Annotated in this window: 21 protein-coding genes and 1 tRNA gene; 17 read left to right on the plus strand and 5 right to left on the minus strand. The window is 64.6% G+C overall.

The genetic code is table 11. From position 1 onward, the window contains the following. Positions 1-177: 177 nt before the first annotated feature. The 6 genes from ABN401_RS05060 (at position 178) to ABN401_RS05085 (ending at position 8,646) form a co-directional block, all read left to right on the plus strand. The gene (locus ABN401_RS05060) at positions 178-4,464 is read left to right on the plus strand and encodes a strawberry notch-like NTP hydrolase domain-containing protein (protein ID WP_349683743.1); all 4,287 of its coding nucleotides are present in this window, start codon (positions 178-180) and stop codon (positions 4,462-4,464) included. 124 nt (positions 4,465-4,588) lie between these two features. Beyond that, positions 4,589-4,945, plus strand: coding sequence for a single-stranded DNA-binding protein (locus tag ABN401_RS05065; protein WP_008263404.1), 357 nt, complete (start codon positions 4,589-4,591; stop codon positions 4,943-4,945). 38 nt (positions 4,946-4,983) lie between these two features. After that, complete coding sequence (locus ABN401_RS05070) at positions 4,984-5,403, plus strand: single-stranded DNA-binding protein (RefSeq protein ID WP_349683744.1); 420 nt, start codon at positions 4,984-4,986, stop codon at positions 5,401-5,403. A gap of 219 nt (positions 5,404-5,622) precedes the next feature. Then, the gene (locus tag ABN401_RS05075) at positions 5,623-5,838 is read left to right on the plus strand and encodes a hypothetical protein (protein ID WP_349683745.1); all 216 of its coding nucleotides are present in this window, start codon (positions 5,623-5,625) and stop codon (positions 5,836-5,838) included. 296 nt (positions 5,839-6,134) lie between these two features. Next, positions 6,135-7,070 carry a DUF2493 domain-containing protein gene (locus ABN401_RS05080; RefSeq protein WP_349683746.1) on the plus strand — a complete coding sequence of 312 codons (936 nt, stop codon included), beginning with the start codon at positions 6,135-6,137 and terminating at the stop codon, positions 7,068-7,070. A gap of 328 nt (positions 7,071-7,398) precedes the next feature. Beyond that, positions 7,399-8,646, plus strand: a complete 1,248-nt coding sequence (locus ABN401_RS05085; protein WP_349683747.1) for a DUF3363 domain-containing protein — start codon at positions 7,399-7,401, stop codon at positions 8,644-8,646. 13 nt (positions 8,647-8,659) lie between these two features. Here ABN401_RS05085 and ABN401_RS05090 read toward each other — a convergent pair whose 3' ends face one another. Genes ABN401_RS05090 through ABN401_RS05105 form a run of 4 tightly spaced genes read right to left on the minus strand, consistent with a single transcriptional unit; the run spans position 8,660 to position 10,962 of the window. Then, complete coding sequence (locus ABN401_RS05090) at positions 8,660-9,583, minus strand: ImmA/IrrE family metallo-endopeptidase (RefSeq protein ID WP_349683748.1); 924 nt, start codon at positions 9,581-9,583, stop codon at positions 8,660-8,662. Between the two features lie 3 nt (positions 9,584-9,586). Then, entirely contained in the window at positions 9,587-10,090 is a 504-nt protein-coding gene (locus tag ABN401_RS05095; RefSeq protein ID WP_349683749.1) for a helix-turn-helix domain-containing protein, read from the minus strand. A 19-nt stretch (positions 10,091-10,109) separates the two neighbouring features. After that, the gene (locus ABN401_RS05100; protein WP_349683750.1) at positions 10,110-10,736 is read right to left on the minus strand and encodes a hypothetical protein; all 627 of its coding nucleotides are present in this window, start codon (positions 10,734-10,736) and stop codon (positions 10,110-10,112) included. 10 nt (positions 10,737-10,746) lie between these two features. Beyond that, entirely contained in the window at positions 10,747-10,962 is a 216-nt protein-coding gene (locus ABN401_RS05105) for a ribbon-helix-helix protein, CopG family (protein ID WP_008260911.1), read from the minus strand. 139 nt (positions 10,963-11,101) lie between these two features. Between ABN401_RS05105 and ABN401_RS05110 the strand changes: the two genes are divergently transcribed. From ABN401_RS05110 to ABN401_RS05160, 11 genes are all read left to right on the plus strand, one after another. After that, positions 11,102-11,524: a multiubiquitin domain-containing protein gene (locus tag ABN401_RS05110; RefSeq protein WP_349683751.1), complete on the plus strand. Its 423-nt coding sequence runs from the start codon at positions 11,102-11,104 to the stop codon at positions 11,522-11,524. Beyond that, the gene (locus ABN401_RS05115) at positions 11,524-11,928 is read left to right on the plus strand and encodes an E2/UBC family protein (protein ID WP_349683752.1); all 405 of its coding nucleotides are present in this window, start codon (positions 11,524-11,526) and stop codon (positions 11,926-11,928) included. Before ABN401_RS05110 ends, ABN401_RS05115 begins: the two co-directional genes overlap by 1 nt. Position 11,929: 1 nt before the next feature. Then, positions 11,930-13,342, plus strand: coding sequence for a ThiF family adenylyltransferase (locus tag ABN401_RS05120; RefSeq protein WP_349683753.1), 1,413 nt, complete (start codon positions 11,930-11,932; stop codon positions 13,340-13,342). Next, entirely contained in the window at positions 13,339-13,698 is a 360-nt protein-coding gene (locus ABN401_RS05125) for a ubiquitination-like system serine protease family protein (protein WP_349683754.1), read from the plus strand. The genes ABN401_RS05120 and ABN401_RS05125 overlap by 4 nt, the downstream gene beginning before the upstream one ends. Before the next feature lie 206 nt (positions 13,699-13,904). After that, a complete protein-coding gene (locus tag ABN401_RS05130) occupies positions 13,905-14,822 on the plus strand; it encodes a hypothetical protein (protein WP_349683755.1) in 918 nt (305 codons plus the stop codon). Between the two features lie 77 nt (positions 14,823-14,899). After that, entirely contained in the window at positions 14,900-15,544 is a 645-nt protein-coding gene (gene darT / locus ABN401_RS05135; RefSeq protein WP_349683756.1) for a type II toxin-antitoxin system toxin DNA ADP-ribosyl transferase DarT, read from the plus strand. Between the two features lie 13 nt (positions 15,545-15,557). Beyond that, positions 15,558-16,604, plus strand: a complete 1,047-nt coding sequence (darG, locus tag ABN401_RS05140) for a type II toxin-antitoxin system antitoxin DNA ADP-ribosyl glycohydrolase DarG (protein WP_349683757.1) — start codon at positions 15,558-15,560, stop codon at positions 16,602-16,604. Between the two features lie 3 nt (positions 16,605-16,607). Further along, the gene (locus ABN401_RS05145) at positions 16,608-17,384 is read left to right on the plus strand and encodes a DUF5131 family protein (protein ID WP_349683758.1); all 777 of its coding nucleotides are present in this window, start codon (positions 16,608-16,610) and stop codon (positions 17,382-17,384) included. 19 nt (positions 17,385-17,403) lie between these two features. After that, complete coding sequence (locus ABN401_RS05150; RefSeq protein ID WP_349683759.1) at positions 17,404-18,657, plus strand: three-Cys-motif partner protein TcmP; 1,254 nt, start codon at positions 17,404-17,406, stop codon at positions 18,655-18,657. Between the two features lie 206 nt (positions 18,658-18,863). Further along, positions 18,864-20,243, plus strand: coding sequence for a hypothetical protein (locus ABN401_RS05155; RefSeq protein WP_349683760.1), 1,380 nt, complete (start codon positions 18,864-18,866; stop codon positions 20,241-20,243). A gap of 160 nt (positions 20,244-20,403) precedes the next feature. Then, positions 20,404-20,715, plus strand: a complete 312-nt coding sequence (locus tag ABN401_RS05160; RefSeq protein ID WP_349683761.1) for a hypothetical protein — start codon at positions 20,404-20,406, stop codon at positions 20,713-20,715. Between the two features lie 24 nt (positions 20,716-20,739). Here ABN401_RS05160 and ABN401_RS05165 read toward each other — a convergent pair. Continuing rightward, positions 20,740-20,816: transfer RNA gene (locus ABN401_RS05165), tRNA-Val, on the minus strand. Positions 20,817-20,911 lie beyond the last annotated feature (95 nt).

The raw sequence follows: 20,911 nt of genomic DNA on the forward strand, positions 1-20,911 counted from the left end.
GTCTAACGCAACGGGCCGGGGGCGTTGCGTTAGACGGCTCCGAGCACGGCCGGAAGCTGCTGTCGGCCCAAAGGCCCTTTGGGCAAATATCGAGAGGCGGAGGAAGGGCGGGGCGAGGCGAGCCTGGAGGACCGAGAGGGAGGCGCCCTCCGCTCCAGGTGACCGGAGCCTTCTCCCATGCCCTCAGTCGGTACGTCTTCATCACAGTCCCATTCCACACTGAGCCTGTTCGCCGATCCAACCAGTGCGGATACCGTCGCCAATGTGCTGGCCGCCGCCCGCGCCCTCGCGACCTATCTGGCGCGGTCACGGCCGCTCGATCGGCGGCTGGTCGCCCAGGTGATGACAACCGCTTTCGGCGCATCGGACGCCGAAGGCGCTTGGGTCTGGCGGGACGCCTATGACGCGATCGAAGCGGCGACCGTGCTGCAGATCCGGCGTCTCGCGCCGCAGGTCGCGCGGCTGGAGGATGCGCCAGCGGAAGTCGCCGCGCTCCTGGCCTCTGTCTCCGCGCTCGGCTTGACCCATACGCGCCGCAGCGAGGAACAGGTCGCGCTCGACCAGTTCTCGACGCCGCCACAGCTGGCCGCCCTCGTGGTCTTGGCCGCCCAAGTCCGGCCCGGCGACCGCGTCCTTGAGCCCTCCGCGGGATCCGGGCTGCTGGCGGTTGTCGCCGAGGCCTGCGGCGGCGCGCTCGCGCTCAACGAGATCGCGGCGGGGCGCGCCGACCTGCTGGACGGGCTGTTCCCCTCGGCCGAGCGGACCCGCCACGACGCACGCCATATCCACGACCTGAGCCGGGGCGCGGGCGGCTTCGACGTCGTGGTGACCAATCCACCCTTCTCGGACCTCGCCGACCATCTGCTGGCGTCGGTGAAGGCCTTGACCGACCATGGCCGCCTGGTCGCGATCGTGCCCCTGAGCGCCCTGACGAACGACGCCTTGCTGCGGCGTCTGGCCGGTGTTGGCGCGATCATCGCCCGCATCGCCTTGCCGACCGGTGCCTTCACCAAACATGGGACGTCCGTCGAGACCGGACTCCTGGTCGTCGATCGTTCGGCGGAGTTGGCCGAGATCCCGCAGGCGCTGAGTGCAGACGACCTGATGGGAGCGGCCAGGCTCGTCGCCGCCCTCCCCGCGCGCGGCGGTGCCCTGCCGCGGACCCGCTTGAAGGTGTCTTTGGGAGCGTTGCTGGGACCACGCGAACGCGGCCTCGCCCTGCCCTCTGGCCGGCTCGCCTTCCTCGCAGGCGCGGCACCGCTGGCCTATCAGGTCAAACCATGGAGCGGCGAAGGCCGGGATGTCGGACTCTACCAGGCCCATTCCTTGGCGCGGATCGATCTGCCTGATCCCCGTCCCCATCCGTCGCCGCTGGTCGAGTCGGGACCGATGGCGTCGGTCTCGCCGCCAGCCCCGACCTATCGTCCGGTGATACCGCCTATGATGCGGGACGAGGGCCGGATCTCTGACGCCCAGACCGAGACGGTGATCTATGCGGGCGAAGCCCATGCCGGCCATCTTCCCGGTAGTTTCCGTATTGGGGAGGCGTCGCACGAGGTCGTCCTCGTCCGGGACGACCAGGACGATGCGATCCGCTTCCGTCGGGGCTTCTTCCTCGGGGACGGCACAGGCTGCGGCAAGGGCCGCCAGATCGCGGCCGCTATCGCTGACAACATGGCCCAGGGCCGGGTCCGGGCGCTGTGGCTGTCGCGGAACGACGCCCTGCTGGAGGACGCCCGTCGGGACTGGGCCGCGATCGGCGGCGTCGCCCACGACCTCGTGCCCCTGTCGAGCTGGAAACAAGGCGAGGCGATCCGGCTGGAGCGCGGCGTCATGTTCACCACCTACGCCACTTTGCGCCAGCCAGCCCGCGGTGACCGGCAATCCCGTCTCGACCAGATCGTCGCCTGGCTCGGCGACGACTTCGACGGCGTCATCGCCTTTGACGAGGCCCATGCGATGGCCAACGCCGCCGGCGGCGGTAAGGGCGCCCGGGGGACGAAGAAGGCCTCTCTTCAGGGCATGGCAGGGCTCGCGCTGCAGAACCGGCTGCCGGACGCGCGGGTGCTCTACGTCTCCGCCACGGGGGCGACCACCGCCGAGAACCTGGCCTATGCCGCCCGGCTCGGCCTGTGGGGCGGCCCGGAGGCACCCTTTATGTCGCGCGCCGACTTCCTGGAAGCGATGGACCGAGGCGGGGTCGCGGCCATGGAGCTTCTCGCGCGCGAACTCAAGGCGCTCGGTCTCTATGTGGCCCGGTCGCTGTCGTTCGAGGGTGTGGAGTATGAACCCCTCGTCCATCCGCTCACACCAGACGACATCGCCATCTGGGATCAGTGGGCCGACGCCTTCCAGATGATCCACGCCAATCTGGCCGAGGCCCTGAAAGCCACGGGCGTCAATGATGAGGAGGGCAAGCCGAAGAGCGGTCAGGCGGCGTCTGCGGTCCATTCCGCCTTCGAGGGGGCGAAGCTTCGCTTCTTCGGCCACCTGCTGGCCGGGTTAAAGGCCCCGAGCCTGGTTGCTTCGATCCGGGACGATCTCGCGTCAGGACGCTCGGCCGTGGTCCAAATCGTCTCGACCAACGAGGCGGTGATGGAACGCCGGCTGGCGTCCATTCCGCCGGAGGAATGGAACAACCTGTCGATCGACCTGACGCCTCGGGAATACGTCCTCGACTATCTGCGCGAGGCCTTTCCGATCCATCTGATGGAGGCGATCGAGGACGGGGACGGCAACGTCACCCTGGTGCCGGTCATGGACGACGGTCGTCCGGCCGTCAGCCAAGAGGCGCTCGCCCGCCGCGAGGCCCTGATCGAGAAGATGGCATGCCTGCCCGCCGTTCCGGGCGTCCTTGACGCCCTCCTGGAAGCCTTCGGCACCGACGCCGTCGCCGAGATCACCGGACGGTCGCGCCGGGTAGTGGTGCGGGACGGTCGCCGGGTGATCGAACGGCGCGGCGCTTCCGCCGCGCGCGCCGAGACCGACGCCTTCATGTCGGGCCGGAAGCGGGTGCTGGTCTTCTCGGATGCCGGGGGTACGGGCCGCAGCTATCACGCCGATCTGTCGGCCGGGAACCAGCAACGGCGGGTTCACTACCTGGTCGAGCCGGGCTGGCGGGCCGACGCCGCCATCCAGGGGCTGGGTCGCAGCCACCGGACCCATCAGGCCTCGGCGCCGCTGTTGCGGCCGGTGACCACCGACATTCAGGGCGAGAAGCGGTTCACGTCCACAATTGCCCGGCGGTTGGATTCCCTGGGGGCGCTGACGCGCGGCGAGCGGCGCACGGCCGGAGCCGGCCTGTTCCGGGCCGAGGACAATCTGGAGAGCCCCTGGGCGCGACGGGCCCTGCTGGTCTTCTATGGCGCGCTCGCCTTCGGGGAGCTGGCGTCCATGACACTGGAGACCTTCATGGCCAAGACCGGCCTCAAGCTGCTCGACGCCGACGGTGGGCTCAAGCCGTCCGACGACCTGCCGCCGATCCACACCTTCCTGAACCGGTTGCTGGCCCTGCGCATTGCCGACCAGAATGCCCTGTTCGAGCACTTCGACCGCATCCTGTCGGGCATCCTCGAACGCGCCGCCGCCTCGGGCGACCTGGACCGAGGCCTGGAGGATATCGAGGCCCAAGAGCTCGACGTCCTCGATCAAGAGGTGATCCGCACCGACGTCTCGACCGGAGCGGAGACCGCTCTGGTGACCTTCTCGCTCAAGGTTCGGCGCGAGCTCCTGAGCTCGGACGGCGCGCTCGCGCGGGCCAACGACATCGCGCACCAGCTGGTCGTGAATGAGAAGTCGGGACGGGCGGCGATCGCGGAGCTCGGCCTAACCACGGCGACAGACGAGGATCGCCTGGTCAGCGCGGTACGGCTCGTTCGGCCCGACGACCGTCAGACGATGCCGGAGAAGGCGTTCGAGGAATCCGCCTGGAAGCCGGCGGCCGTCGCCGACTGGCGGCGGGTCTGGGATGAGGAGGTGGCTGCGACCGACCCCTGGCGAACGCGCGAACTGTCCCTCGCCACCGGCCTCCTGCTTCCGATCTGGGGCCGGTTGCCGGCGCGGGGGTGCTCCGTCCGGCGTGTCCGCGCGCCCGACGGGCGGCGGTGGCTGGGACGGGTGCTTGACCCCGTTCAAGCCCGGACGCTGAAGGCGGCGCTGGGTTTGACCGACGTCAGCGCAGCCTGGTCGGACGGGGCGCAAACACTCACCACTCTGCTCGATCGGAGTGTCCAACTGTCGCTGGAGGGCGGGCTCTGGCTCAAGCGGGCGCGCGTGATGGACCGCTGGCGCATCGAGGTGGTGGGCGGGCGCACCGACCGGGACGCCCTGGTGGCGCTGGGCTGCTTCGTCGAGATCATTGCCTTCACGCCGCGGGTCTTCGTGCCGGTGGACCGGCCGGAGGTGCTGGAGGCGGTGCTGCGTCGCCATCCGGTGCAGACGGTCCTCGACGGAGCGGCGGCTTAAGCGGGGGCCGGGCGGGGCAAAGGCCCCGTCCGGTCAGGAGGAGGTCGGGAGGAAGGGAGGTCTCGGGTGAAGCGGGATGAGGGAGATCAGCTCTCTCGGCGCTTCGGATCAACAGGAGACTGACATGCAGACCATGGTGTTCACCGGCCGATTGGCGGCCGACCCCCAGATCAGCGAGGACTTCGCCAAGGCGGTGTTCAGGCTGATCGAGAAACGCGGCGTGGACTCAGCCGGCAAGGACCGGCTCGTCGGCGTCAACTGCGTCAGCTGGTCCAAGGGCCTGAACGAGAAGGTCATCGCCCGCGGCTTGGCGCAGGGGTGCGAGGCGGTCGTGATCGGGGCCTTCATCGACACGGCCTACAAGGCGCGGGACGGCGCGGAGCGCACCGCCAAGGAGCTGGTCATCAACCGGCTCACCGTCCTGGACTGGGCCGAGGACCGCGAGGCCGACACCGGCCTCGACGACCGCGCCGCCGCCTGACCCCCTCCCCTTCCATCTTTCATTTTCAGGAGACTGACATGCAATCCCTCACCCTCGAAGGCTATCTGGCCGCCGATCCGTCCATCCTCTCCGCCCAGGGCTCGGGCAAGAAGCGGGCGAGCTTCCGCGTGCTGGAGACCACCCGGTTCCGGCGCGCCGACGGCACCACCGGCGAGCGGACCACCGGCTTCAACTGCGTCTGCTTCAATGAGGCGACGGCCGAGAAATACATCGAGCCGTTCGCCCGCAAGGGCAGCCGCGTCGTGATCCAGGGCCATGTCGAGAACGACACCTGGACCGGCAAGGACGGGGTCGAACACTACGACCTGCGTCTGATCGCGGCCGACATCCGCCTGAAGAACCGGCGGGATCGGACTTCGTCCGACGAGGCCGGACCCGCGCCTTCGGTGCAGGAGCCTGCCGGCGGCTACGATCTCAACGACGATATTCCGTTCTGACCGGCAGACCAAGCCCCTCCCCTCCGCCCGGAGCGCCTGCGCTCCGGGCGGTTCTTTCTGAAAGACTTGTTCCTGCCGACCGACGGACGTCATGACGGCGTAGGGTTTTCGATCTAGCTTGGCGATGGGCGGCGACCTTGATGAGGTCGCCGCCTCTCTTTTTTCGGTGGGTCCGCCCCCGGGCCCTTTGCTGATGAAGCCTGACCGTACGGACTCCTGATGGCTACGCCCGCCGCCGAACTGAAAGTCGCCCGTCAGATCCTCGGATGGGATGCGCTGACCCTGGCCCGCGCCCTTAGGCTTTCGGGCACCCCGGAGAAGATGGCGGCGCGGGTCCTCGCGATGGAGGCGGGCCAACGCGATATCAGCGGTCCCGTGCAGGTCGCCGTCGAGGCCCTTCTCAGCGGGTGGCGGCCCAACGGCTGGACCGACTGATCCTCGGTCGCAAGACGCGGCGGCTCGCCGCCGACGACGGCGAGGAAGATTGATGACCGTCCGTTCGTATCGGCGCGACGGCGCCGAACAGGGTCGTCGTCGCGAAGGGCGACGACGACATGCCCCCACACAACGCCCTCCGATTTTGTCACATCACCCTGAAAGTCAACGGCTTCGCCTTATCCCCTCCACGGCCCGCGAAGGGCGGTCCGCTCCGGTGACTTTCCGGGGCCCGATGCGCCGAAAATCGGGGTCGTTGCGCATGGGGCGTAAGGACACTTTCAAGGATAATCCCGATGCACACTTCAGCACACTCCGTCTTCTCCAAATCCGACTCCGCCTTCGACGACCTCTCCGCCTCCCTAGGCGATCAGCGTCCGCATCCGAGCGAGGATGCTCTCTCGCAACTCGGCCGGGCGCTCATGACCGAGCTCCTGGATGTGATCGCCGACACCGCGCTCGAAGACTTCCAGACCATACTGGCCGAGACCCTGATCGGGGCCTTTCACTCAGCCGCTCAGCGGATCGAACGCGACGCCGACCGCGCCCGCGATACGATGCGAAGCCTGGACCGGGACTTCGACGGATCGGAAGCGGCCGACACCGAGCTTCAGGAGGCCACCGCCAAGGCAAGGGCCGGAGACGCGGCTACCCAGGCGGCCGAGCTCATCCGGGACGCCGCAGCCGAAAGCTACACGGTCGCCACCGGCGAAGTCTGGACAGCCTGGCGGGGCAGCCGGCGGGGCACGCACCTCACCGCAGCCCAGATGGAGGCCAAGGCGGCCATCCGGGCGATCGAGACACGGAGGGCCGGCGAGGCGGATCCCGGCGGTCCGGTGATCGCCTTCAGAGGGGCTCCGACAGCGGACACGGCCGAGGATGCGGGCCGGGTGTTCGACGCGCTCAACTGGGCGCTCAAAGAATGGCCCGACATGGCCCTGGCCACCACCGGGGCGAAGGGCTCCGAGAAGCTGGCGATCAAATGGTCCAAGCAGAAGGGGGTGAAGCTGATCCTCGCCCGGGCCGACTTCGACGCCCACGGCAAGGCGGCCCCGTTTAGGGCCAACGACGAACTGATCGCGCTCGAGCCCACCTGCTGCCTCACCCTGGTCCATTCACTGGATCGGTCGCGGTCACCGGATCAGCGGCCGTTCGGACCGGCCTTGAACCTGGGTCAGAAGGCGATTGAGACCGGGCTGCGGCACGTCTCCATTCGAGCCCGCGCGGTTTGAGATCACACCCCAGACGGCAAGACCCGCTCGGCTTCGGCCGGGCGGGTTTTCTGCGTTTGGCCGCTGTGGGGGCATCCGTTCAACGGCAGGCGAATCGGGCTATCTCATCTTATCGCCGAACTGCGCATTACTGTTGATGGGTGTTGATCGTGTATGATGAGCATAGACGGGTGATCGTATTTTAGGTCTTAGGGCAAGATAAAAGAAGATGAGAGGGCATCTGTTTTGTTGTAGGGTCTCAGCATCTTACGACGACCTCGAAACGCTTCCAAGACTTGCGGTGAGTTAGGGCGGATTCCGGGGTCGTCTCCTCTGCGGAGACGGGGCCATGTCGGTCAGAAGCGGCATTCAGGCGCGGTTGGAAGCGGGCGATGTCGGCGAGTCCAGGGCCGGTCGGATCAGCCTCCCGACCACGCTCAAGAGCGACCGGATCAATGTGCGGACGGCGATGTTCCAGCGTCTCGCCGCATCCCGGCTCTTTGCTTACGGCGACCGTGCAGGGGTGCTCAGGACGGCGCAGAAGCGTTCAGGTCGGGCCTTCCGTCTGGACGTCCGGCAGAAGGTGATCGTCAAGGCGCTGGTATCGCGGCACGCCGGCAAAGGGTCGGCGCGGGCGGCGGCTCTGGCGGCGCATGTGAGCTATCTGGGACGGGCTGGAGCCGGGGTTGAAGGGAAGCCGGCCGAGTTCTTCGACCGGACCGACGATGCCATCGATGCGGTCGAAGCGACCCGGGACTGGGGGCCGGACCGGCATCATTTCCGGTTCATCGTGTCGCCGGAGCATGGGGATCGGATCGCCGATCTCAGGGGGTACACCCGCGAGGTCATGGTGAGGGTGTCGGCGGATCTGGGCGAGCCGGGACTGCAGTGGATCGGGACCTGTCACTTCGACACCGACCAGCCCCACGCGCATCTGGTGATGCGTGGGAAGCGCGCCGATGGACGCGATCTGGTGATCCCGCGCGACTACATCGGCTACGGGTTTCGGGCCCGGGCGCAGGAGCTGGCGCAGGAGCGGCTGGGTGATCTATCGCGTGCCGATGCCGAGCGGCGCATCTGGAAGGAGACCGAGGCAGATCGGTTCACGGGGTTCGATCGGCGGCTTGTGCAGGCGGCGGATGCGCAGGGTCTGGTCGACGATGGCGTTGGCGGGACCAACGCCTGGGCGGCACTGTCGCGAGGCCGGTTGCGGCACCTTGAGCGGTTGGGGTTGGCGGAACGGACCGGCGGTCGATACCGGCTTGATGCCCAGATGGAGGCCAAGCTTCGGACCCTTCAGATCCGTCGGGATGTGATCCGCACGCTGAACCAAAGACGGATGGCGGGTGCCCGAGATGTTCGGCCACTGGGGGCCGAGACTGTGAAGGGATGGGTCGTTCAGGCCGGGCAACATGACGAGGTCGGAGCTTCGCCGTTCGTGGTCGTGCGGGATCAAGCGGGTGCCGAACGCTACGCCCGGCTTGCCTCAGGCTCGACAGCACTACCCCTCGGCAAGCAGGTTGAACTAACTGGTTCCGATAGGGGACTCGCGAGAGTTCAAAGTCTGGTCCGCACTCCAAACCCCTTGGAGCGCTAGATTTCCCCGCGTCCTAGGTTTTCCCCGTCAAGGTTGGAATGGTCCTCACGAATGCGCCGTAGGTGAGAAGCGCATGGGTGTTGCAGAAGCTCTCCATCCGAAACTCACAGCGTTCGCCGTTCTGATTTGTGAGTTCGTCGGAGGCGTCGAAAACCGGGCCCCTGGCGCGATGTGTGGCGTGCTTCTGAATCAAAGCGTAGGCCGCTTCAGGCAGGACACTCGCGAACCGCTCACGAAACGCCGCTGATCGTATGAAGTAGCGGATCGGCTCCCCGTCATCGCCTGACCCAATGTGCAGATGGCGAGGATGTGCGGTCACCATGCCGAACACTGGCAGATCGGGTTCGCGGTCCTCGACCATCCGCCAAAGCGTGGTGGTCAGCGTGTTGCCGAACCGTTTCGACAGCCCGTTGATGGCCTTGAAATCCAGGGTGCCATCACGCGCTTCAGTCGAGAAACGGGTTTGGAGGAACAGCATCTGGGATGCGGCATAGTTCGCCTCAGCTTCCACGATCGCGTGGCAGGCCGGATCGAGGGTGTATTCGTTATCACCGAACAAAAACTCTCGATGCCACGGGATGACGCTGTGGCCCACCTCATGACCCTCGATCCAGCGGTGCTTTGGCTTGGGAACCGTTTCGTCGATCAGGATGCGCTTGGTGTCGGGCACCCACAATGCGGAGAGCTTCGCCTTGGTCACCGCCTCGACCAGCAGCATCGGGCGCTCCAGCACCTGCTTGCCGGCCACTTTCATCCTCGATGCCACGTCCTGGAGCAGGGTCGTGTTCGCGGTGCTGTAGTAGCCGATGTCGAGTTCTAGGAGCGCTCGCACCTGAGGGAGTTTCAGCGGCGGCTCGGGATCGCCCAAGTCCCGGAGCAACCGAGCCACGATCTTGCGGATGTCGTCCGCCTCGTATTCACCAACCCCCTCGCTCATCAATCAGGTGGCCTGATCGACCAGGTATTTGACGTAGTCGTTCAGCACCTTCTGTTCGTCCCGCGTAAGCTTGGACAGATCATCCGACTTGGCGGCGAACCGCATCGCCTCCGCTTCAAATCCCTGATCGCGCGTGATCGTGGCGCCCGATAGCTTCATCAGGGGTCGCTCAGGCATCTTGAACACGGCCGCCAGCTGATGAACCACGCGCGGCCGCGGCCGGTAGTGGGGGTCACGCTCGATCGACCTCAGCTCACCAGGATCGACGCGGGCCTTCTGGGCCAGCTGATCCACGGTCCACTGCTGGCGACGCCGCAGCTGGCGCACCAGAACGCCGAAGGCTTCCGTCAAACGGACGACCTTGTCGTCGTCCTGGGCGATCAGCTCTACTGGCAGGAACATCCCGATCGATTCCAGAACTCCGATCGACGGGCCCGCCTCGACGTCCAGGTCAGGATCTGTGTCGATCCTGCGCCGGAGCCAGTCTTGAGAAATCAACATCTCCATGGTTCGCTCCTTTCCTGCTCTAGCGAATGAATGCCCGAGCCTGTTGCTCGGTCATCTCGAAATAATGCATCCCGGTATGATCAACACCTAGGTCGGTCATGCCGCAGACGTCGCGGTACCAGGACGCCGCCTGCGGCAGGGCGTGAAGCCCAATGCGCCCCGCGAACTCCTCCGCGACGCTCAAACTGATGGCCGTGCCGAGCAGCAGCTGTCCGATTCCCTTGAACTGCGGTTCATCGACCAATCGAGACCGATTCCAAGGCGCCGTCGCCAACAGATCGATGTCCACCAACGGTTTGTTTCGCTGGGACGGCTCCCGCGCGAAGCCGTCCAGCCGTGCGAACATCAGCCCTTGGGTGACGCCTTCGGCCTCGACCGCGAAGGACGCCCAGGACAGACTCTCGCTGCGCTCCTTGACCTTCTGAGCCCACTTCCAATGCGCATCTTGAACATTGTGCTCACCCGCAATGGCGGCAGTCACATCGCCTTGACGTCTGAGTTCAGCTAGGCGGGCGTCGAAGATCGGTTTCCAGCGCGCCGTGAAATCCTGCACATGCCGATCCTGCAAGGATCCCCAAAGTTCGGCTGGAACCTCAAGCCGCGTGCGGCGGTCCTGCAGTCGGTAGATGCCGAGAGGTTCGGTCATCTGCCGTGCCTCAGCTCAAGACCATGAGCTCGGCCTTCTCCTTGGTGGTCGGGTGTTCGACAAACACCTTCTCACCGTCGTCCAACCGCTTCGATATCGACTGATAGAGCCGCAGGGCCTGACGAAGCAGGGCGGTCTTCGACAGACCTTTCTCCTCGGCCAATCGCTCAACCACTTCCATCTCCTGAACACTGAGGTTCAGCGTCATCGTGCGTTTTTCAAACATGGGCTCACCGCTTTTGAGTTGGCGCTTATAACGCCAGCCAAAATTTGTGTCAACAAAAAATAGCCGCGACTTAGCTATTGACTATGTATTTTCTGGCTACTATTTCCATAGTCGTCCTCCCAACGCGAAAGGAAACGCCATGGACCGCCAACTTCCCTCCATCCCGCCCGATCCGTCGTCTCGCGAATGCACGCCCAGCGACACTCGTCATGTTTCGATCGAAGAGACGCGCACCATCCAGACCACCGAATGCGACGGCGAGGTCATCGTCGATGAAGTGATCGACCTTGAGGTCTACATCCGCGAACAGCGGCGTGTGCCGCTGGCCCGCGCCTATCGGATTCGGATCGACAAGGGCTATTTTGTCGTACAGCACCCGGTCCTGAGCGCCCGCGCCCTGCTTGCGCTGGCGGGAAAGACGCCGGCTGAAAAGTATGTGCTGCGCCAAATCGTGCATGGTCAGCCGGTCAAGCTGGAGCTCGACGACACCGTCTACTTCCGCACCCCCGGCATCGAGAAGTTCAAGACGATGCTGAAGACCGCGCAGGACGGCGGCCGCTGATGTCTCGCCGCGCTTTCCGCTTGCCGGAGATGGATGAAACCTTCCTGGACGGCCTGGGCGTAGCCTGGGACACGATCCAGGAAGGCGGCGTCCAATGGTTGATCCTGACGGCCTATCGCCTGCCTCAAGGCTATGACCATGCGGCCGTCGATATCGCCATCCAGATCAGCGCCGGCTACCCGGCGGCAGCTCTGGATATGGCCTATCTAACGCCGCCGGTGCGCAGACGCGACGGTCGCCCGATCAACTGCACCGAGAGCCGCAGTACCATCGACGGCCGGGTCTGGCAGATGTGGTCGCGGCACCGCACCCCCGAGAACCCCTGGATTCACGGCGAAGACGACCTGGCGAGCCATGTTCACTACATGGACGCCTGGCTCGCCGCCGAGTTCGACAGAGCCTGACATGGATGTGACCTTGAGCTTAACCGGCCGGCAGGCCGCCGCGCTGCAAGCGCATCTCTTTCCCGGCGACGGACGCGAAGCGGCGGCGATCGCCCTGTGCGGGCGTCGCGCCGGCAAGCGACACCGCCTGTTGCTGCGCAAACTCGTCCTAATCCCGCACGACGCCTGCGAACCGCGCACCGCGACCACGGTCGCTTGGCCGACAGACCTGATCATCCCCGAGCTGACCGAAGCGGACCGTCGAGGATGGAGCGTGGTCAAGTTTCACAGCCACCCAGGCGGATACAACGCCTTCTCAGAACAGGACGACTCTTCCGACAGCCTCCTCTTTCCCGCGATCGCCGGATGGATCGACGCCGACGTGCCGCATGCGAGCGTGGTGATGCTGCCGGACGGCGCGATGTTCGGCCGACTGGTGGACGCCGAAGGCCAGTTCACCCCGATCGAAACCATCACCGTGGTCGGAGAGCGCTTAAATATCTGGCGCCATGACGAGGTCACCGGGATCGGAGTGCTGACCCCCAGCGCGCCGTTCGCCAAGCGGCACGCCCAAGCGTTCGGAGAACGGACCACCCGGGCCCTCGGCCACTTATCCGTTGCGGTCGTCGGATGCTCGGGCACCGGCAGCATCGTCATCGAACAGTTGGTCCGGTTAGGCGTTCGACGGCTGGTGATCATCGACCCGGATGTGGTCAAGAATCACAACCTAAATCGCATCCTCAACACCACCATGGCCGATGTGCTGGCCAAGCGACCCAAGGTCGAAGTTCTGCACGACAGGATCGTCGAGGTCGGCCTCGGTACTGAGGTTCTGCCGCTAGCCTGCAACCTGTTTGATGGGGACGCCGTGCGGTCAGTGGCGGATTGCGACATAGTGTTCGGCTGTGTGGACTCCGCCGAAGGCCGATTCCTGATGAACCGGATCGCCGCCTTCTATCTCATGCCCTACTTCGATGTCGGCGTGGCGCTAGACGCGGATGACCAGGGCGAGATCACTCAGGTCTGCGGCTATCTGCACTATGTCCAGCCCGACCTCTCCAGCCTGGTCAGCCGCGGCGCTGTGGCGATGGAAGATGTCCGGGCCGAAGGCGAGCGCCGTCGCAATCCGGAGCATTACGCCCACCTCCGCCGAGCGGGCTATATCAACAATGTTGATGAGGATCGACCGGCGGTCATCAGCGTGAACACCGTCTTCTCCGGCTTGATCGTCAATGAGATGCTGGCCCGGCTCCATGACTTCCGCGATGAGCGCGGCGATCTCTACGCCACCGTCGGATTCAGCCTTAGCCAGATGATGCTCTATCCGGAGCCAGAAACCGGCCTGCCTTGCCCGATCTTCGCCAAACACGTCGGGCGAGGCGACACTGCCCTCCTCATGGACCTTCCAGAGCTCAGCGTTGGAGGTGGCGGATGATCAAGTCGGTTCGCACGGTCGTAAACTATCTGACCTGGCCGGCGCGCTGGGCTGGCCGGCTCTGGGATCGGTTTCATGGCTACAGTGTCATTAGTGTGGAGGATCTCCCTGACCGCCTCAAGCGTCGCACCCTCTATGTGGTGGGCGAATCAGCCTGTCCTCTGCACGCCTCTATGGCCTGTCCCCTGAAGCGGTGTTCGACCACTCTCAACATGAACCTCGCACCCGACGAACTGCCTATGTGGTCCCTGAGCGAAACGGCCGAAGGCGCGCCGACATTGTCGCCTTCGGTCTGGCGACGCACCGAATGCGGTTGCCATTTCTTCCTGCGAAACGGTCGGATCGAGTGGTGTTAGAGGACGCCGGCACACGCGAGGGAAGTCGCGCGGCGGTTGCAGAGCAATCTGCATTCAGATGCTTGAGCTCCGGCGAAGGTCCTCTGAGAAATGTCAGCTCCAGCGCCAGTTGCGGACATTGCGATCATTCTGAAATCTCGACATTCAGGTATCTTGTGGTCGGGCTCGCCTGAAACTTTTCGATGGTTGAACTTGGAGAGGCGCGCTTGGGGCTGCTGGCCACCCTTGAGGACATGATCAGCGCGGGCTTTAGCGGGCGAGGCTTCCCGCATGGCCACCGCGGAAGGACGCTGGCGCTACTGGCCGATTTCTCCGGGGCACACCGATGCGCACTCTATTCAACCTATGCCTTCCTTTTGTTGGACATGGACCGGAACCAACAGTGGCTCGCGGACCAGCGCGCTTTCCGTCAGCAGTTTCTGCTGGATGGGCGACGGCTGTCCTTCAAGGCGTTGAATGATCGAAACCGGCGCGCTGCGATGCCTCAGTTCCTCAACATGGCTGGGGACATTGAGGGAGCCCTAGTCGTCTTTGCCATAGACAAATCCCACGCCAGCCTGTTCCAGCCGTTTGCGGCCGACGCTGATCTGTCAGCCTTGGGGCCTTGGAAACCGTCCGTCCACGAACACCTGATGCGGGTCACCCACCTTAGCGCCCTTTGCCTCGCGGCCTTCAGCCGCCCGCACCAGGACGTCCTTTGGGTCTGTGATCAGGACGACATAGCGAGCAACGACAACCAGATCATCGCACTGACGCCGGTGGTCGCGCAGGTAACAGCGGCGATGCTCCGCCACCCCATGGGGCACATCAAGGTCGGCAACACGGGATCGGACGACGGCTCTCTCGCGTTGGAGGACCTCACCGCGATTCCGGACCTGTTGGCTGGAGCAGTCTGCGAGGGGCTGTCTCTTATGCGCCGCCAGAACCGGCTACCTGTTCAGGGCCTGCAGATCGCCATGCCGGTCGGCTTGTCAACAAAGTCCGGTGCGCTTCTGGCATGGATGTCACAAGAGCAGCGCTCGCTACGGACCCAATTGATCGCGATCGATGCAACGGCCGCAGGACGGTCGATGGCGAGGCATATGAAATTAGCGCCTTTGCCAAGGTTCATTCGGCAGGTCTGACAATCCGCGGTTTGGCTGGGCGGCATGTCGGGTTAGAGCTAAGGCGCACGCAACGTGAGGACGATGTCCCCGAGCTCATGACCCAACCGCCAGACCGTCCGAAGATTTACCACATCGTGCACCTCGATCGGCTGCCGACGATCAGCCAAGGCGCTTTGTGGAGCGATGCGGCGATCCGGCTGGCCGCGCCGGCCGGCACGGTGATCGGCATGAACTCAATCAAGGATCGACGGCTTGCGCTTCCCGTCGGCTGCCATGATGGGACGTTCGTCGGCGAGTACGTTCCGTTCTACTTTTGTTCTCGCTCAATCATGCTTTTCGTTATACACTGCGCCAATCATCCCGAATTAGCGTACCGGGGAGGTCAGGGTCCGATCGTGCATCTTGAGGCGGACCTTCATGAGGCTGTCGCGTGGGCACAGGCGAGTGGTCGGCGTTGGGCGTTTACGCCGGCGAACGCGGGAGCGTACTACACCCCGTTCTATGCGGACGTCGGCGCGCTCGACAGGCTCAACTGGCCAGCCATCGCCGAACGGGACTTCCGCCCGGCGGACGTCAAGGAGGCGAAGCAGTCGGAGTTCCTGATGCATGAGCATTTCCCGTGGACCTTGGTGCGAAGGATCGGTGTGGTGAACAACGCCACGGCTCAAAACGTCCATGCGGCGATCCAGACGGCGGCATACCGCCCCCCTATCGAAATCCAGCCCACCTGGTATTACTGAGGCGGGGGCGGGAATGATCACTTACACATCAGGCGACATCCTGAACGCGGATGTCGAAGCCTTGGTCAACACAGTGAACTGTGTTGGCATCATGGGCCGAGGCATCGCGCTTCAGTTCAAGAACATGTTTCCAGAGAACTTCGATGCCTACTCGGGAGCCTGCGCCCGCGAGGAGGTGCAGCCGGGGAGGATGTTCATCTACCCGACCGGGGAGCTGACCAATCCCCGTTTCATCGTCAACTTTCCGACCAAGCGGCACTGGCGCGGAAAGAGTCGGGTTGAGGACATCGAGAGCGGGCTCGTCGCTCTTCGCGAAGAGATCCTGCGACGAGGTATAAAGTCGATCGCCATCCCGCCGCTAGGCAGTGGTCTGGGCGGGCTCGACTGGCAGGACGTGAAGCCGCGCATCGTGTCGGCGCTCGCATCGCTCCAGGACGTCGACATTCGGGTTTACGAGCCAAAAGGTGCTCCCGAAGCCTCCGCCATGGTGCGACGCCAGGAAGCGCCGAAGATGACGCCGGGCCGCGCGGCGCTCGTCGTCCTCATGCAGCGCTACATCGGAGGATTGATGGACCCCTTTGTATCCCTGCTCGAAGTGCACAAGCTGCTCTACTTCTTGCAGGAGTCAGGAGAGGGGCTTCGCCTCCAATATCGCAAGGCGCACTACGGGCCCTATGCGGAAAACTTGACCCATCTGCTGCGCACGGTGGAGGGGCATTTCATCTCGGGCTATGCCGATGGAGGGGACCGGCCGGACAAGTTGCTGGAGATTGTTCCCGGCGCGTTGGCCGACGCCGAGACCATGCTGTCGGAAGCCGAAGATACTCGTCGGCGGTTCGATACGGTCGCCGACCTCGTAGAGGGGTTCGAGACCCCCTTCGGGCTCGAGTTGCTGGCGACGGTGCACTGGGTCGCGCGACATGAGGGTGCCGCCACCCTGGATGATGTGGTCGCGGCGACCTATGGCTGGAATGACCGGAAGCGTCGGTTCTCGCCCGAGCAGCTGGCGCTAGCCCACGATGTTTTGTCCCGTAAGGGCTGGCTTGACCGAGCTGCATGATCCATGGCCGAGACCCAAATCGAGTGGACGGACGCCACCTGGAATCCTGTTGCTGGCTGCACGATCATGTCGGCGGGCTGCACCCACTGCTACGCCATGGAGATGGCCCGACGCCTTGAAGCGATGGGCGTTGCCAAATACGCTGGCTTGACCCGCAGGAGCGGCAAACGGGCTATCTGGAACGGGGTGGTCCGAGAAGACCGCGAGGCGCTCGACATCCCCCACCGTTGGCGCAAGCCACGCAAGATCTTTGTCAACTCGATGAGCGACCTGTTCCACGAAAAAGTCAGCGACGCCTTTATCCTTGAGGTCTGGCGGGTGATGGGCGAGACCCCGCGCCACAACTATCAGATCCTCACCAAGCGCCCCGACCGGATGGCCGAGTTCGTTAGCCGATGCGTCCCCGACGTCCTGCCCAATGTATGGCTTGGGACCAGCGTGGAGAACGCGGACGTGGACGGCCGGATCGCCGATCTGCGGTCAGTTCCCGCACGCATCCGGTTTATCTCCTTCGAGCCGCTGATCGGGCCTGTGGGTGAGGTCGACCTGACCGGTATCCACTGGGCGATCGTCGGAGGCGAGAGCGGACGTTTCGCCCGACCAATCCGCGAGGATTGGATCGATCAGATCCATGAGCAATGCGAGGCCTCGGGCACGGCCTTCTTCTTCAAACAGTGGGGGGCGTGGGGCAAGGACAACCAGCGCCGTTCGAAGAAGGCGAACGGGCGGGAATATCGCGGCCGGACCTGGGACGAGATGCCCGTCCACTCTGTGGCCTGAGGCAGGCGACGAAGGGGCGATGGTCGAAAAACTCTATCCATGGGCGCACGGGGCGGTTCTCGAGGATCACTCGCGTCGCAAGCACAAGATCCTTCGGGAGTATCTGTTTCAGTACCTGTCCGTGCGGTGTCAGCTACCGATGCAGAGCCGCTTCCGGCTCGCCATCGTCGACGGGTTCGCGGGCGCTGGCGCCTACAAATGCGGGGCCAGCGGATCGCCCCTGATCGTGTTGGAAGAGCTCCGCAAGGCGAGCGACGCCATCAACCTCCAGCGCGCCACCCATGGGCTCGGAGCGCTGGAGATCGAGTGCCTTCTGGTCCTCAATGACGCCGAGGCGGATGTCGTCGAGCTGTTGAAGGGCCGGGTCGAACCGATGCTGGCGGAAATCCGGGAGACCGCGCCAAGGCTTCACGTCCGCGTCGAATACCTGTCGCAGCCATTCGAGAGCGCTTACCCCGACATCAAGGCGCTCCTGGAGCAGGGCAGGTATCGCAGCGTGCTGCTCAATCTCGACCAGTGCGGTCACAGCCTCGTTACGCGAGCGACCCTGGTCGACATCATGCGATCGAATCCGTCGGTCGAAATCTTCTACACCTTTGCGATCGAAGCCCTCGTCTCCTTCCTGCGCAAGACGGAACCGGCGTTGCTCGCGCGGCAGCTAGCGCATCTTCATCTGGACCCGGCGGATCTGAACGCCCTGGAGCAGGCCATGAGCCGCAGCGCATGGCTTGGCGCGGCGGAGCGGATCGTGTTTGAAGCCTTCCGGGGGTGCGCCCCCTATGTCAGCCCGTTCTCCATCAACAACCCGACCGGCTGGCGCTACTGGCTGATCCATTTCGCGAACGTGCCCCGGGCGCGGCAGGTCTATAACAACATCCTGCACGAGAACGCCTCGGCTCAGGCCCACTTCGGACGGTCCGGTCTGAACATGCTCGCCTATGACCCGAGCCACGACACTGCTGGCCTCTATCTCTTCGACCAGGTGGGGCGCGAGGCCGCACACGCCCAACTGCTCGATGATATCCCCCGGTTCATTTCCGAACATGGCGATGTGATCTCCGTCGGAGACTTCTACGGCAGCATCTACAATGCGACGCCGGCCCACGCCGACGACATCCATCAGGCCATGATCGACAATCCCGACCTCGAGGTCGTCACCGAGTCGGGTGGCGAACGGCGCAGCGCCAGGACCATCACCGGCGCCGATCTGCTGAAGCTGAAGCGACAGACCAGCTTCTTCCCGATGTTCCAGAAACGCCCACAGGGCTCCTGATTGTCCTTCGCCGGTTCGCTGCGGCCCGCGCATTTGGCGGAACAGCGCTAGCGCGACCAGCCCCGGGCGCCGATGGAAAGGACCGTCGAGCGATAAATCCCAGTTGCGACCAGGAAGACGGGATCGGTCACGCCGTTTCTATCGGGAGGCCGGGCGCCCCCGCCGCGCCAGCCTATATGAAGGCGATGAACGAACTCCGCCCCCCCATGTTCGACGTATTCGCCCTCGCCCTGCCGCGCGGGCATGGGTTCGGGACGCGTCCGCCCGTCGGAGCCTGGATCGGCGACGAGGAACGCAGCTGGGGGTGCGTACGGCGCGATGACGCCGACGGCTCCTTCGGCGTTCTCGCCATGCGGCGGCGGGTGGACGACGTCTGGACGATCGTCTCAGACGACCATGGCTTCGCGACATTCGACGCCGCGAAAGCCGCGGTCGGAGCGCGGCTCCGGGATACAGATCCGTCGGAGCCCTTGCCCCCTTCCGTGCGACGTCGGACCAGCCTGCGAGACCTCTCTGGCCGGACGCTCAGTCCGGCTTTCAAGACCTTGCTGCGCCCGACTCACACTGGCGCCGCCTGGCTCCTGAACCAGCTCTATCTGTCCCTGCCCAACCCCGACGCCAACTGGGTCAGCGACTGTCAGACCGCCAACTTCCACACCCGGCTCTGGGAGGCGCAACTCCTCGGCTCCTTCCGAGAACAAGGCCTACTGGTCACCCAACCGGTCGAGTCCCCGGATTTTCACATCCGCAACCGGCGGGGCGGCGAGGCCTGGGTCGAGGCGGTGACCGCCAACCCGCCTTTCGCCTATGACCACGCCAATGCGCCGCCGTTGCATGCCCCCGACGACAAGGAAGAGCTGTTCTTCGGAGCCGCCGCCGAACGGTTTGCCAAAACGATCGGCAGCAAGCTTCAACGGAGGTATGCGGACCTGGATCATGTCGTCGGCAAACCCTTTGCGATCGCCCTGGCGGACTTCCAGGGCGGGGCGTCGATGGTGTGGAGCCGTTCGAGCCTGATCGGTTATCTGTACGGCGAAGGCGCCCGCCTGGATCGCACCGGCGCGCGACCGATCCCTGAACGGCTCACAGCCGAGACGCTGAAAGGCCCGGGTGCCTTTCCCGCGGGTCTGTTTCGCGACGACCGCGCTTCAGAGCTGTCCGCGCTCATCTTCACAAACGCCTGTTCGGTGGCCAAGCTCAACCGCTACATGATCACGCGGGGCGCGCCGACCCCAGGGGCTCGGGTCGTCAGGTTCGGGGAGTTTTTCGACCGTAGTCCCGGGGCTTACGAGGGCAAGCCGTTCCGGCTCGATATCATGAGTGAAGAGTATCGGACCCTGTGGCCACAGGGCGCCGAACCCCTGACCGCCGAGCTGGAGGTGTTCCACAACCCCTGCGCCCGTCATCCGCTGCCGTTTGACCTAGTTCCGGAAGCCACCCACTGGTTCGATGACGGAGGCGAGATTCTGTGCGCATCGCACTATGAGACCTCGATCCTCCATTCGCTAACTTTCATAGAGGATGCGTCAGAGCCCATGGTGTCCTTGGAGGACTATCTTGAGCGCCTTAGCCGCGTCACCGCTTAACCTTATGGGTCTCTTTAGGCGGCGTTCAGAGCGTGCGCTTCGGAGGCGGCCGGTCGACGTCCGCCGCCAGAAGGCGGAAGCGATCTGTGCGATGTGTTGGTCGTCATCGAAGTGCAAATCCGGCCCTGCACTGCTTTGTCCATAAGCCTTAGATTAGGCCGTGCAATGCTACGCCGCCTTGGCGCACAGCCTATGCCTGCATGGATTTCGTATTGCCGAGGCCCTGCTGAGAAAAGACATTACGAACTGCCGCTTTGAGCCAAACTCGGTCATGGCCACCGGCTTTCCGCGCGCTCGAGCGCTGCCACTGGCAGCTAACGCCACCGACTCTGGAAGCGGCAATAGCCTCAAAGAGCTGTTCATCGCGTCGCAGGGCGTTTCAGCGAAATCCGCAAAAACTGCCCCCCTAACGCCCCCCTTCGACGAAAACGGTTCGAATAAGGAGCATCTCTTGGCCGCCAAACGGCGGTAAATACCTGATTGCTATCTCAGAAAGTGGTAGGCGGCGACGGGTTCGAACCGCCGACCCTCTCGGTGTAAACGAGATGCTCTGACCAGCTGAGCTAGCCGCCCATCCACGGGGGGTGTTTGGCGGAGGATCGCGCGCGCGGCAAGAACCCCTCCGTCACGGCGCTGAAGAAGCGCCTTGCCACCTCCCCATCCTGCGG

It is taken from the genome of Brevundimonas aurifodinae, assembly GCF_040195595.1.
GTDB lineage: Bacteria > Pseudomonadota > Alphaproteobacteria > Caulobacterales > Caulobacteraceae > Brevundimonas > Brevundimonas aurifodinae.

Bases quoted from the DNA above. Each gene is read 5' to 3' on its own strand.
- ABN401_RS05060 (WP_349683743.1), top strand. From the start codon at position 178: ATGCCCTCAGTCGGTACGTCTTCATCACAGTCCCATTCCACACTGAGC.
- ABN401_RS05065 (WP_008263404.1), top strand. From the start codon at position 4,589: ATGCAGACCATGGTGTTCACCGGCCGATTGGCGGCCGACCCCCAGATC.
- ABN401_RS05070 (WP_349683744.1), top strand. From the start codon at position 4,984: ATGCAATCCCTCACCCTCGAAGGCTATCTGGCCGCCGATCCGTCCATC.
- ABN401_RS05075 (WP_349683745.1), top strand. From the start codon at position 5,623: ATGGCTACGCCCGCCGCCGAACTGAAAGTCGCCCGTCAGATCCTCGGA.
- ABN401_RS05080 (WP_349683746.1), top strand. From the start codon at position 6,135: ATGCACACTTCAGCACACTCCGTCTTCTCCAAATCCGACTCCGCCTTC.
- ABN401_RS05085 (WP_349683747.1), top strand. From the start codon at position 7,399: ATGTCGGTCAGAAGCGGCATTCAGGCGCGGTTGGAAGCGGGCGATGTC.
- ABN401_RS05090 (WP_349683748.1), bottom strand. From the start codon at position 9,583: ATGAGCGAGGGGGTTGGTGAATACGAGGCGGACGACATCCGCAAGATC.
- ABN401_RS05095 (WP_349683749.1), bottom strand. From the start codon at position 10,090: ATGGAGATGTTGATTTCTCAAGACTGGCTCCGGCGCAGGATCGACACA.
- ABN401_RS05100 (WP_349683750.1), bottom strand. From the start codon at position 10,736: ATGACCGAACCTCTCGGCATCTACCGACTGCAGGACCGCCGCACGCGG.
- ABN401_RS05105 (WP_008260911.1), bottom strand. From the start codon at position 10,962: ATGTTTGAAAAACGCACGATGACGCTGAACCTCAGTGTTCAGGAGATG.
- ABN401_RS05110 (WP_349683751.1), top strand. From the start codon at position 11,102: ATGGACCGCCAACTTCCCTCCATCCCGCCCGATCCGTCGTCTCGCGAA.
- ABN401_RS05115 (WP_349683752.1), top strand. From the start codon at position 11,524: ATGTCTCGCCGCGCTTTCCGCTTGCCGGAGATGGATGAAACCTTCCTG.
- ABN401_RS05120 (WP_349683753.1), top strand. From the start codon at position 11,930: ATGGATGTGACCTTGAGCTTAACCGGCCGGCAGGCCGCCGCGCTGCAA.
- ABN401_RS05125 (WP_349683754.1), top strand. From the start codon at position 13,339: ATGATCAAGTCGGTTCGCACGGTCGTAAACTATCTGACCTGGCCGGCG.
- darT (WP_349683756.1), top strand. From the start codon at position 14,900: ATGACCCAACCGCCAGACCGTCCGAAGATTTACCACATCGTGCACCTC.
- darG (WP_349683757.1), top strand. From the start codon at position 15,558: ATGATCACTTACACATCAGGCGACATCCTGAACGCGGATGTCGAAGCC.
- ABN401_RS05145 (WP_349683758.1), top strand. From the start codon at position 16,608: ATGGCCGAGACCCAAATCGAGTGGACGGACGCCACCTGGAATCCTGTT.
- ABN401_RS05150 (WP_349683759.1), top strand. From the start codon at position 17,404: ATGGTCGAAAAACTCTATCCATGGGCGCACGGGGCGGTTCTCGAGGAT.
- ABN401_RS05155 (WP_349683760.1), top strand. From the start codon at position 18,864: ATGTTCGACGTATTCGCCCTCGCCCTGCCGCGCGGGCATGGGTTCGGG.